We start from the raw sequence: 13,109 nt of genomic DNA, 5'->3' as shown, positions 1-13,109 counted from the left end.
GTTTTAAAATTCTTGAAATCCTTGAAATCTTTGTAATCTGTGGCAAAATAAATATAACATGAGTAGAGTAGTTGCATTTGGAGAAATCATGCTTCGTCTTTCGACGGAGAGACACTTACGTTTTTCACAATCTACAGCATTTGGTGCTACGTATGGAGGTGGAGAGTTCAATGTGTGTGTTTCTTTAGCAAATTATGGCATTAATGCTGAATTTGTATCCAGATTACCTGAAAACGAAATTGGTTTTTCGGCATTGAGAGAAATGCGAAAAATGAATGTTGAGGCTAAAAACATTGTTTACGGAGGAGAACGTTTAGGGATCTATTTCTTAGAAACTGGCGCAGGAACTCGCGGAAGTAATGTGGTTTACGATCGTGCGCACAGTGCAATGTCAACAATCCAAAAAGGAATGGTTGATTGGGAAAAAGTTCTTGAAGGAGCCGAATGGTTTCACTGGAGCGGTATTACACCAGCCATTACAGAAAGTGCAGCAGAAGCTTGTTTAGAAGCAATTAAAGTCGCTCATAAATTGGGAGTTAAAATCTCATGCGATTTAAACTATAGATCAAAACTTTGGCAATACGGAAAAACGCCAAGCGAAGTAATGCCAGAAATGCTGAAATACAGCAATGTTATTTTAGGAGACATTGACACGGCTTATTTCATGTTAGGAATTCCAAAAGTAAACCCAAATTATCAGGATGAAAAATCGCTTCCAGCGGTTTACGATAAATTGTTTGAATTGATTCCGAATTTGAAAATTGCTGCAACAACACTTCGTTATTCTGTAAGTGCTTCTCACCAGAGAATCGGTGGAATTCTATACGACGGAAAAGCAATTTACAGCGCAGCCGTTAAAGAAGTTACTCCAGTCGTAGACCGCGTAGGAAGTGGAGATGCCTTTATGGGCGGACTAATTTATGGTTTATTAGAATATCAAAACAACAATCAGAGAGCATTAGATTTTGCAGTTGCGGCTTGTTGTTTAAAACATACAATTGCTGGAGATTACAACTTGGTTACTTTAAAAGAAGTTGAAAATATGATTGATGGTGATGGATCTGCATTAGTATCAAGATAAAAATATAAAAATGGCAAAATATTCAAGAATTGAAGTAGCTCAAACAATGAAAGATAATGGTATGGTTCCGTTGTTTTTTCATTCGGATATCGAGCTAAGTAAAAAAGTTTTAAAAGCGTGTTACGACGGAGGTTCCAGATTAATGGAGTTTACAAGTCGTGGTGATTTTGCTCATGAAGTTTTTGGAGCTTTAAATAAATACGCTTTAGCAGAACTTCCAGGAATGATTTTAGGAGTTGGTTCTATTACAGATGCGGCTTCGGCTTCATTGTACATGAGTTTAGGAGCAAATTTTATTGTAACGCCAGTTTTTAGAGAAGACATTGCTATAGCTTGTAATCGCAGAAAAGTGCTTTGGTCACCAGGCTGCGGTACTTTGACAGAAATTGCTAGAGCAGAAGAATTGGGTTGTGAAATCGTAAAATTATTTCCAGCTGATATTTACGGGCCAGAATTTATAAAAGCAATAAAAGGTCCATGTCCGTGGACAAACATTATGCCTACGGGAGGTGTTTATCCTACGGTTGAAAGTTTGAGTTCATGGCTGAATGCTGGAGCAACTTGTGTTGGTTTGGGTTCGCAGCTAATCTCAAAAGACATACTCGACAATAAAGATTTCAACGGACTGACTGCAAAAGTAAAACAGGTTCTTGACATTATAAAAGATATAAGAAAATAGATTAAGGGGTAATCATGCCGAACTCCTTATTTTATAAGTTTTTTTTAGATTTTTAGAGATTGTAATTGAACATTACGCTTGAAAAATTTAGTCTGCCATTCCTCACAGCGGATTTTATTTAACCCAATCGAGTGTGATGTTTCTTTTACAATTTTAAAGGCAGACATAAAAGAATAAGGTTTATAAATGGTTATTTATAACGCATTAAAGAAAATTTAAAATGAAAAAATTAAATAGAATAAATACAGGATTAGAAAAGTTACAGCCAATTAAGGTAGTTCAATTTGGAGAAGGCAACTTTTTAAGAGCCTTTGTTGATTATGCTTTTTACAGACTAAATAAAGAAGTTGATTTTAATGCTGGTATTGCAATAGTTCAACCTTTGAAAGACGGTATGGTAAATATGATTAATGATCAGGACGGTCTTTACACCTTATTTATGAACGGAATTAAAAAAGGTGAAAAGATACAAGATATTGAATTAATTAGTAATATCGTTAAAACTGTAAACCCATATACTGAATTTGCAAATTATTTGGCTTTAGCTAAAGAAGAAGAACTTCAGTTTATTGTTTCGAATACTACAGAAGCTGGAATTGAATTTATTGAAAGCGATACTCCAGAGATGCAGCCACCAGTGTCATTCCCTGCAAAATTGACGGTTTTATTATATGAAAGATTTAAACATTTTAATGGAGATGCTTCTAAAGGAGTTACAATTATTCCTTGTGAATTAATTGATTATAACTCTGAGACACTTAAAAAATATATTTTACAATATGTTGATTTATGGAAATTAGAAGATGCATTTAAAACTTGGGTATCAGATGCTTGTACCTATCATAGTACTTTGGTTGACAGAATTGTTCCTGGATATCCAAGAGCTGAAATTGAAGAATACAATAGTAAATTAGATTATGAGGACAATTTAATTGTTGCGGCTGAACCTTTCTTTCTTTGGGCTATTGAAGGTGGAGATGATTTAAAAGCAAAATTGCCTTTTCATAAAACAGATTTGAATGTAAAAATCGTTGATGATATACGTCCTTTCAAAATGATTAAGGTTCGTATTTTAAACGGTGCGCATACAGCAATGGTTCCTTTTTCACTTTTGCATGGTAATAAATTAGTAATGGAAACTGTTAACGGAGATTTTACAGGAAAATTTGTAAATAGTGTTATTAGTGAAATTAGTGAAACTCTTGATATGGACAAAAATGAAATTACGGCCTATTCTGAGGAAGTAATGGACCGATTTAAAAATCCATTTATCAAACATGCACTTGCTGATATTGCATTAAATTCTGTATCGAAATTCAAAGTAAGAGTTTTGCCTAGTTTATTAGGATATGTTAAGGTTAATAAAAAACTGCCTGTTAATTTGACTTTTTCATTAGCGAGTTTAATTCGTTTCTACAAAGGAACTTGGAATGATCAAAGTTTACCGGTTAAAGATGGTGAAGATATTACAGCATTCTTCAGCGGTCTTTGGAAGTCTGATGATTACGAGAAAATTGCTCGTTTAACATTACAAAATAAAGGTTTCTGGGAAGAAGATTTAACTGAAATCCCAGGGTTAACTAGAGCGATTACAATTGCTTTAGAAGAAATAGATTCAAACGGAATTGAAGCTGGTTTTGCTAAGTTTCAAGAAAGAATAAAATAAAAAAGGTTGAGCAAGAATCAACAATTAAAATCTAATTTGATCTGCTAAAATCTTTTAAAATCTGCGTGAAATATTTTTTGCTCATCGATTTTTTCACGCAGATTTATACAGATTAAAGCAGATTTACACAGATTTAAATCTAAAAGGTTAAGTAAAATCGAGGAAATACAATTTTACTCAACTCTTTAAAATAAAAGAAAACAAAAAGAACAAAGAACAAAGGTTAATTATGGCAACGCAGAAAAAATTAATAAAAGTTCATCCTACTGATAACGTAGCGGTGGCTTTAGTGAATCTGTCAGCTGGCGAAGTGATTGATTTTGAAGGACAATCAATTGCTGTTGAGTCTGATGTGAAAATGAAACATAAGATTGCAATGGTTCCTTTTAATGTAGGAGACAGAATCATTATGTATGGTGTTTTAGTTGGTAAAGCAAGTGCAAGAATCGAAAAAGGAGGATTGCTTTCTACTTTAAACGTTAAACACGAGAGTGATAAAGTTACAGGTAAAACTGAAACTATTGGCTGGACAGCTCCAAATGTTGATAAATGGAAAGACAGAACGTGGCAGGGCTATCACAGAGAAGATGGGCAGGTTGGAACGGAGAATGTTTGGTTGTTTTTTCCATTGGTTTTTTGTGAAAACAGAAACATCGAAATCTTAAAAGATATATTTGAGAAAGAATTGATGAAACCTAAAGAGAACGATTATCAATTATTGTTACGTTCTTTAGTGAAATCAGAAACTGGTGGGGCAGGAAATCAAGAGGCTTCAAACGACGCAAACTTGTTCAATAATATTGAAGTTAAATTCATTACACATCAAGGTGGTTGCGGTGGAATTCGTCAGGATTCTCACAGTTTAGCGAAACTTTTGGCTGGTTATGTAAACAATCCAAATGTTGCTGGAGCTACTGTATTGAGTTTAGGATGTCAAAATCTTCAAATTTCAATTTTCAAAGAAGCTTTAGATGCGATTAATCCAGACAGTAAAAAACCTGTTTTAATTTACGATCAGCAGTCTATCGGAACTATTGAAACGATGTTGAGCAGTGTTGTAAAAGATACTTTCGAAGCCATCAAAAAAGCAAACGAAATTAAGAGAGAACCAGCTCCGTTATCTAAACTTAGAATTGGTTTAGAATGTGGTGGATCTGATGGTTTCTCTGGAATTTCTGCAAACCCAACTTTAGGAGTATTGTCTGATAAATTGGCAGCATTAGGAGGAACTACAATTCTTTCTGAGTTCCCTGAATTGTGTGGTGTAGAGCAAGAATTAGTAAACCGTTGCGTTGATGACGAAGACGGAAAACGTTTCTTGGATTTGATGAAATGGTACGAAAAAACAGTTGTAGACGCAGGTTCAGGATTTGATATGAATCCTTCTCCAGGAAATATCAAAGACGGTTTAATTACAGACGCGATGAAATCTGCAGGAGCAGCTAAAAAAGGAGGAACATCTCCAATTGCGGGTGTTTACGATTACGGTGAATATATTAACGAGCCAGGATTAACATTGTTATGTACTCCAGGAAATGATGTTGAGTGTACAACTGCAATGGTAGGTTCAGGAGCTAATATGGTATTGTTTACAACAGGTTTAGGAACTCCAACAGGAAATCCAATTGCGCCGGTTGTAAAAATATCTTCTAACTCGGAGTTGGCAGCAAAAATGTCTGATATTATCGATATTGATACTGGAGGAATCATCAAAGGTGAAAAATCCATCGAAGAAATGGCTGATGAAATGCTTGAAACTATTATCGATATTGCTAGTGGTACGATAAAAACTAAAGCTGCAATTTTAAATCAAAACGATTTTATTCCTTGGAAAAGAGGGGTTTCTTTGTAGGTTTTTAAACCATATAAGTTATATAAGTCCATTTAAAAGAATATTTTAAATGGACTTTTTTATTTAAGAAAACCATATAAATCATATATTTTGGACAAAGCTTAAATTGTCTTATATGACTTATATGGTTTAAAGATATTTTTTATTTGCTAAAAATTGGTTCTTGTAGAAGATTTACGAATATGTAATTCTGGGGCAAGGACAACCTTTTTTTCAATTTTAATGGTATCTGTTTTGTCTACTTGTTCTAAGAAAACGCGAGCAGACATTTTACCCATTTCTAATGGCGACTGATCTACAGAAGTGATTGACAGTTCCATAAATTTAGTAAAAGGTTCGTTACTGAAACCTGCTACGCAAAATTCATTTGGAATACTAATATTTCTATTTTGAAGTTCTTGAATTGCGCCTAAAGCGGCGAAATCACTTGAAGAAAATATGGCATCTGGTGGAGTTGCTAAAGCCAGTAATGTGTTAGTTGCTTCTTTTCCCGCTTCAACACTACTTTTTACATGAATAACATATTCTTCTTTAAATTCCAATCCATTATCTAATAAGGCTTGTTTGTAGCCAAGAAACCTGTTTTTAAAGATATCCAAAGATTGGTCTCCTGAAAGATGAGCAATATGTCGGCAGCCTTCATCAATTAAATGTTTGGTAGCAAGATAGCCGCCTTTAAAGTCATTAATGGTTACAGAACTTACACCATCAATATGTTTACTTCTATCAAAAAATATTAGAGGTACATTTTTTTCTAATACATTTCTGAAAGCACTATCGTTTTCATCTGAAACCCCAGTAACCGACATCATAATTCCGTCTACCTGTGCGTCTACCAACGTATGAAGATTTTCATTTTCTCTTTTAATGCTCTCATGCGTCTGACAGATAATAACTTGATAGCCATGAGGATAAAGTTCTTCTTCGATTCCTCGAATAACTGAAGCAAAAAAGTTGCTGTCAATACGCGGAACAATAACTCCGATATTATTACTTCGACCGCTCTTTAAAGCTAGCGCCAATTTATTTTGCTTGTAGTTCATCGCAGCGGCAGTTTTAATAACCAACTCGCGTGTCGCTTCCTTTATTTTAGGATTATTGTTTAACGCTCTGGAAACTGTTGCAGCTGTGATGTTTAATTTTTCAGCAATATCATAAATAGTTACTTTTTCACTCATTCAAAAAAAGTTTTCGGATTATTTCTAGACAAAAGTACATTTTTTTTCATTATGTAATAAAAATTGTTATCGATTACCATATCTAAAAACTCAAACGTTTTAGATTCTACAATGATAATAAATTATCTAATTTTTTGCATTAAATGTAATTAATTTTTGTAATAAAAATTAAATATATAATTTTTTTCTAAATTAATTTGGTCTAATAGAACATTTTTTCTACTTTCGTGTAATCGATTACATAAAACCTAGAGTTTTTAACATTCAAAACAGAAAATCTGCGCAAAATGATTACAAATAAGTTGGTCACCGTAAAAATGATTCTTTTTTTAGCTGCTTTCGGGCTGTTAACGGTGTCGTGCGCAAAACAGGCTTCTTCAATTTCTGCAGAAAATCCTTGGGAACGAATGAATTTGGTTGTAAAAAGTATTCCTCAAACACATTTTTCAAATAAAATATATAACATAAACGATTTTGGTGCTGTTGCAGATGGAAAAACGTTAAACACTTTGGCTTTCCAAAAAGCAATACAAGAATGTGCAAAAAACGGCGGAGGGAAAGTTTTGGTTCCAAACGGAAAATATTTAACAGGAGCAATTCATTTAGAAAGTAATGTAAACCTGCATTTAGATGATAAGGCAGAAATTCTTTTTAGTTTAAATCCGAAAGATTATCCTATTGTTCATACTTCTTGGGAAGGAACAGAATTAATGAATTATTCACCTCTTATTTACGCAAAGGACAAAACCAATATCGCAGTTACAGGAAAAGGGACTTTAAACGGTCAGGCAGACAGCACCAATTGGTGGATTTGGTCAGGCGGAAAAGATTATGGCTGGAAAAAAGGGATTCCATCTCAAAATGACCCAACAAATCGTGAAGTTTTGGTAGACATGGCAGAAAAAGGTGTTCCGGTATCAGAAAGAGTTTTTGGTGAAGGACGTTATTTAAGACCAAATTTTATTGAATTTTTTGAATGTAATACTGCTTTAATAAAAGATGTAACAATTATTAATTCTCCTTTTTGGATTTTGCATCCGATAAAAACGAACAACATGATTATTGACGGAGTAACGGTTAATAGCCACGGTCCGAATAATGATGGTTGTGATCCAGAATACTCGCAAAATATTTTAATTAAAAACTGCACTTTCAATACAGGAGACGATTGTATCGCAATCAAAGCTGGACGTGACGGTGATGGAAGAAGAGTGGCAATACCAAGTAAAAATATCATTGTGCAAAATTGTAAAATGGTTGATGGTCACGGCGGCGTTGTAATTGGAAGCGAAATTTCGGCAGGAGTAAATAATGTTTTTGTTGAAAATTGCGTCATGGATAGTCCGCATTTGGATCGTGCCATTCGCATTAAAACTAATTCAAAAAGAGGCGGAGTGATTGAAGATATCTATGTGCGAAATCTAGAAGTGGGAACGGTAAAAGAATGTGTTTTAAAATTGAACATGTTTTACAATGTATACGGTTCTCAGACAGGAAACTTTATTCCGGTCATTAGAAATGTAAGCTTAGAGAATGTAACTGTGAAAAACGGCGGAAAATACAGCGTTTGGGCAGAAGGTTATGCGGCGTCTCCAGTGGAGAATATTACTTTGAAAAATGTAAAAATCCAAAAGGTAGATTCGATCTATTTATTAAAGAACGTAAAAAACATAAATTTTATAAACACCTATATCAATGAGAAAAAAGTAGAATCTATTAAGAATTAAAACACACTATCAATTAACCAAACTTTAAACCACATGAGTATTAAACAATTATCTGAGAAAAAAGATAAATACGGTTTTGTATTTTTCTTTTTCCTGAATTTTTTGCTGTGCAGTACTATAAATGCACAGTCAACCACAATTGAAGGAAAGATTACCGATGCGACTGGTATGTCATTGCCAGGGGTAAACATTAATGAAAAGGGAACTAAAAACGGAACTTCAACTGATTTTGAAGGAAGTTTTAAAATTAATGTATCAAATAGTAAAGCTATTTTAGTAATAAGCTATTTAGGATTTCAGTCACAAGAAGTTAGCGTAGCTGGAAAATCAAAAGTCAATGTAAGTCTTGCAGAACAATCAAATTCATTAAACGAAGTTGTTGTTGTAGGATATGGTTCTGTAAAAAAGACAGATCTTACAGGATCGGTTAGTACAATTAGTGCGGCTACAATTACAGAAAGAAATACAACAAATGCATTAGAAGCTATTCAAGGTAGTACGCCGGGGGTTCAGATTTCATCTTCATCAGGACGTGCAGGAGACGGATTTAAAGTTGTAATTAGAGGAAATAACTCTCTAATTGCAGATTCTAGTAATCCAAACGTAGTTGGATCTTCTCCATTATATGTTGTAGATGGTGTTCCTATGGACGGAATAGATTTCTTAAATCCGCAGGATATTGCGAGAATGGACGTTTTAAAAGATGCTTCATCTGCTGCTATTTACGGTTCTAGAGGATCAAACGGGGTTATTATCGTTACAACAAAAAGCGGTACTAGTGCAAAAGCTGGAATTAGCGTAACTTTTGATACTTCTTACGGAAATAAAATAGCAACAAGATTACCAAATATGATGACTGGAGAGCAATGGTGGAAATTTCACCAAGTTGCTTACATGAGCGCAACACCTCTTACACAAACACCAGCACAATTGGCTACTTTAGCAGGAAATCAGAGTCCATTATTAGTTTCTCGTGCAAACAGCGGTTATAATTTTGACTGGTACGATGCTGTGCTTAAATCTGGAATGACAGAGAATAATTATTTAAATATTTCTGGACGTTCGGATTCTGGATTAAGCTATAACTTAGGATTCGGAATCCAAAGCGATCGCGGACTTATTGAAAATGATGCGACAGATAAATATTCTTTCAAATTAGGATTGAATCATAAAATCAACGACAAATTTACTACAGGAGTAAATGTTACAATTGCAAGATTAGACAATCAATTAGGAAGTGATTTGGCAATGCAAGACGCATTCAGATTAAGTCCGCTTATGTCTCCATGGGCAATTGATGCACAAGGAAATGAAAAAGTGGGAACTTTGTTTTTCTTGCCAGGAAAATTGACTTACCCTAATAACGATTGGGCAATCAATAAAACTTCTACTGTCAATCCTTTAATGGAAATTGCTAATTCTTCTCAGACAGAAAAAACATGGCAAACTGTTGGTAACGCATATTTCCAATACCAACCGCTAAAATGGCTTTCGTTCAAAACGACATTTGCGGCAGGAATTATGGATACGCAAAATTCTAAAGCTTACACAGCGCAAACAAATGCTGGGGTAACATTAAACGGAAAAAATTCTGCTACTTTAGAAAACGTAAACAACTTCAACTATACTTGGGATAATCAAGTTGATTTGAAACATACTTTTAATGAAGTTCATGATGTTAGCGTATTATTATTGCAGAGTTTGTATTCAAATACAGATGAAAGTTCATATCTATATTCTAATAATCAGCCTTTTGATGTTGGAACAGACAACATGGGTTCTGGAGCACAAACAAGTTATGTAGTTAAATCTGCTTATGCAAAAAATACTTTGAACTCGTATGCGGTACGTATAAACTACGGATTTAAAGACAAATATTTGGTTACAGCATCTACAAGATGGGATGGTTCATCTGTATTGTCTGAAGGCAATAAATGGCAAAGTTTTCCATCATTGGCTTTAGGATGGAAATTGAGCAAAGAATCATTTTTAGCTAGCAGCAAGGTTGTTTCAGATTTAAAATTACGCGCAAGTATTGGTTACACAGGAAATGATAACGTAGCTCCTTATACATCTCAAGCACTTTTAAACCAACAGACTTTTTATGCTCAAGGCGCAAATGTACTTCCAGGATGGCAGTCAGAGAATTTGGCTAATCCAAATTTAACTTGGGAAAAAACTAGAGAATATAATCTTGGTGTTGATTTCGGATTCTTAAACAATAGAATTACAGGTACTGTAGATGTATATGATAGATTGTCAGACAATTTGATTTACAAACAGCAGTTGCCATCAGAATCAGGATGGAAAAATACATTTGCAAACGTTGGTTCTGTAAGTAATAAAGGTATCGAGGCTTTATTGACTACAAAAAATATTAGAACTAAAAATGTAACTTGGGAAACTACTTTTACGTTTACTAAAAACGTAAACAAATTAGAGTCAATTTACAATCAAGATAAAGTAAGTGATATTGGTAATAAATTAATCCTTGGAGCGCCATTAAATCCGAACTACAATTATGTTTACGACGGAGTTTGGCAAGAAAGTGAAGCAGCTCAGGCAGCATCTTACGGAATGGCTCCCGGACAAGCAAGACCGAAAGATTTAAATGGTGATGGTAAATTTAACCAAGACGATAGAACGGTTATTGGAAATCCAAATCCAGAATGGCAAGGAAGTTTATATTCAAAACTTACTGTTGGACAATTTGATTTTAATTTCTCAGTTTTAACAAGCCAAGGGCAAACAGTTTTAAGTACTTTCCACCAAAACTTTGCCGATGTAAGTGATAGAGGACGTCAAAAATTAGCAATGGATTACTTTATTCCAACCAACGGTGCTGGAATCGAGGCAAATGCTAACACTACAAACCCAAGACCAGGACCAGTTGCAACTGGAGCAGGAGCTTATTGGACTTCTTTATTTGGTTACTACAGAGATGTTTCTTATGTGAAAATCAAAAATATATCTTTAGGTTACACTTTAGATTCTGAATTATTGAAAAAATTGAAAATTTCTAATTTCAGAATTTATGTAAACGTTCTAGATCCGTTTGTGTTTACAGATTTTGATGGTTACGATCCAGAATGGGCAGGTTCTGCTTTTGGAGTAAACCGTCCAGCTGCAGTAACTACACAATTAGGATTAAGTGTTAAATTTTAATAAAGATATTCAAATGAAAAAAATAATAGTAATGCTAGGAATAATTGCTGCATCTGTAAGTTCATGCAGTGAATATATTGAAGAAGATAGCCGTTCGTTTGTACCGGCAGACGCAACATACAAAACAGCAACAGGATTTCAGTTATTAGTCAATACAAATTATGCTTGGTTAAAAGGAATTTACGGAGGAAATCCGTGGCTTTTTGAAGCAGGAACAGATATGTATGCTGAAGGAAGAACTCCAGAACCAGCAGGATTAAGCCAATATACGCTTTTAATTCCTTCTTCAGATAACGTTGCAGATTTGTACAATTCTTGTTATCAGCAAATTCAAGCAGTAAACAAGACTGTATATTATTCTACAATAACAGAACAGACACCAAACATAAACACACTTGTTGGCGAGGCACGTTATTTAAGAGCAAATGCTTATTTCTTATTAGTGCAGACTTATGGCGGTGTACCTATTGTTTTGGATAACATCACAACTCCAGTTTTATCTTTTACAAGAAATTCTGCTGAAGAAGTATATACGCAAATCATTGCCGATTTAGATTTCGCTTTAGCGAATGTTGGAACTTCAACTTACAGTACAGCTGGAAAAGTAAACAAGAGAGCCGTAAACGATTTATTAGCAAAAGTATATTTAACAAGAGGATACGAAAGTTTTGGTAAAGCAGATGATTTTTCAAAAGCTGCCGCTTATGCTGATGCTGCAATTGCAGGACAAACTTTAGCAATCGCGTTCGACCAGTTATTTAAACCAGGAAACGATTTAAATGCAGAAACAATTTTCTCTGTTCAATACGATAAAGCATCAACAAGTACAGATCCTACAAAATTGGGTAACAACCAGTTTTACTATTTCAGTTCTTATTTAGGAGGAGCAGAAACAGGAGCTCCATTAAGAAGTTACAACTTATGTCCAACTGATTATGCTTTAGGTTTATACGAAAAAGGCGATGCAAGATGGAATGCTACTTTTATGACTGAAATCTTAGAAGGACCAGAAACAACAAACGGAGTTACAAAAACTATTTTATATTATCCGTATTACAGAAGTACAAATCCTGCGACTTTAAAAGTGAGACATTTTTACGAGCCAAAATGGTTTACGCCCACAGATAAAGCTACTTACATGACAACGAATGCTTCTAGATTAGCTTCGACATTTGTTTATCATCCATGGGGAGAATATTCTGCGGCACATACATTAATTAAAAACTTAGATTGCTATACTATTCCAGTTAAGAAATTTGATGATCCAGATCCAACTACGCCATCAAGTACGGGACCTGTAAGCACAAGAGATATTATTGTTTCGAGACTTGGAGAAACTTATTTAGTAGCTGCTGAAGCTTATTTAAAAGCAGGAAATCCACAAACTGGTTTAGACCGTTTAAACGAAGTAAGAAGAAGAGCAGGTGTTGCCAATGCGACTTTAGCTCAATTTAATATCGACTATATCTTAGACGAAAGAGGACGTGAATTATTAGGAGAATACAAACGCTGGTTCGACTTAAAACGTACTGGAACTTTGGTAGCTAGAGCTTCAGCTCATAACTATAAAATAAAAGAAGCAAATTTTGTTGGTATTGATGGCAACCAAAAAATTTTAAGACCAATACCTCAAACCGTTTTGGATTTAAACCAAAACAAAGATTTTCCTCAGAATCCTGGTTATTAGTAATTTGTTAGTTTTTTGAGAACTATGTTTTTTGAAGTAGTTAAAAAGGAGTTTGACTATATGTCGAACTCCTT

Annotated in this window: 8 protein-coding genes; 7 read left to right on the top strand and 1 reads right to left on the bottom strand. The window is 34.3% G+C overall.

Annotation, left to right across the window (positions count from 1 at the left end):
* Positions 1-58: 58 nt before the first annotated feature.
* The 4 genes from QLQ96_RS19670 (at position 59) to QLQ96_RS19655 (ending at position 5,278) form a co-directional block, all read left to right on the top strand.
* Positions 59-1,081: a PfkB family carbohydrate kinase gene (locus QLQ96_RS19670; protein ID WP_482492723.1), complete on the top strand. Its 1,023-nt coding sequence runs from the start codon at positions 59-61 to the stop codon at positions 1,079-1,081.
* 10 nt (positions 1,082-1,091) lie between these two features.
* Positions 1,092-1,760 (top strand): bifunctional 4-hydroxy-2-oxoglutarate aldolase/2-dehydro-3-deoxy-phosphogluconate aldolase, encoded by a 669-nt coding sequence (locus QLQ96_RS19665; RefSeq protein ID WP_482492721.1) that lies wholly within the window; start codon positions 1,092-1,094, stop codon positions 1,758-1,760.
* A gap of 220 nt (positions 1,761-1,980) precedes the next feature.
* Complete coding sequence (locus tag QLQ96_RS19660) at positions 1,981-3,426, top strand: tagaturonate reductase (protein ID WP_482492720.1); 1,446 nt, start codon at positions 1,981-1,983, stop codon at positions 3,424-3,426.
* Between the two features lie 229 nt (positions 3,427-3,655).
* Entirely contained in the window at positions 3,656-5,278 is a 1,623-nt protein-coding gene (locus QLQ96_RS19655; RefSeq protein WP_482492719.1) for a UxaA family hydrolase, read from the top strand.
* A gap of 149 nt (positions 5,279-5,427) precedes the next feature.
* On the opposite strand, the gene QLQ96_RS19650 is transcribed toward QLQ96_RS19655, so the two are convergent.
* Positions 5,428-6,456 carry a LacI family DNA-binding transcriptional regulator gene (locus QLQ96_RS19650; protein ID WP_482492717.1) on the bottom strand — a complete coding sequence of 343 codons (1,029 nt, stop codon included), beginning with the start codon at positions 6,454-6,456 and terminating at the stop codon, positions 5,428-5,430.
* Positions 6,457-6,743: 287 nt separating this feature from the next.
* Between QLQ96_RS19650 and QLQ96_RS19645 the strand changes: the two genes are divergently transcribed.
* The 3 genes from QLQ96_RS19645 to QLQ96_RS19635 are packed head-to-tail and all read left to right on the top strand — an operon-like array spanning position 6,744 to position 13,035.
* Positions 6,744-8,183: a glycoside hydrolase family 28 protein gene (locus QLQ96_RS19645; RefSeq protein WP_482492715.1), complete on the top strand. Its 1,440-nt coding sequence runs from the start codon at positions 6,744-6,746 to the stop codon at positions 8,181-8,183.
* A gap of 33 nt (positions 8,184-8,216) precedes the next feature.
* Positions 8,217-11,348: a SusC/RagA family TonB-linked outer membrane protein gene (locus tag QLQ96_RS19640; protein ID WP_482492713.1), complete on the top strand. Its 3,132-nt coding sequence runs from the start codon at positions 8,217-8,219 to the stop codon at positions 11,346-11,348.
* A 13-nt stretch (positions 11,349-11,361) separates the two neighbouring features.
* Positions 11,362-13,035: a RagB/SusD family nutrient uptake outer membrane protein gene (locus QLQ96_RS19635; RefSeq protein WP_482492711.1), complete on the top strand. Its 1,674-nt coding sequence runs from the start codon at positions 11,362-11,364 to the stop codon at positions 13,033-13,035.
* Positions 13,036-13,109: the final 74 nt, after the last annotated feature.

The organism is Flavobacterium sp. B167r (assembly GCF_056824315.1).
The sequence above is the reverse complement of the archived record's forward strand: the minus strand, read 5'-3'. Positions and strand labels throughout refer to the sequence as shown.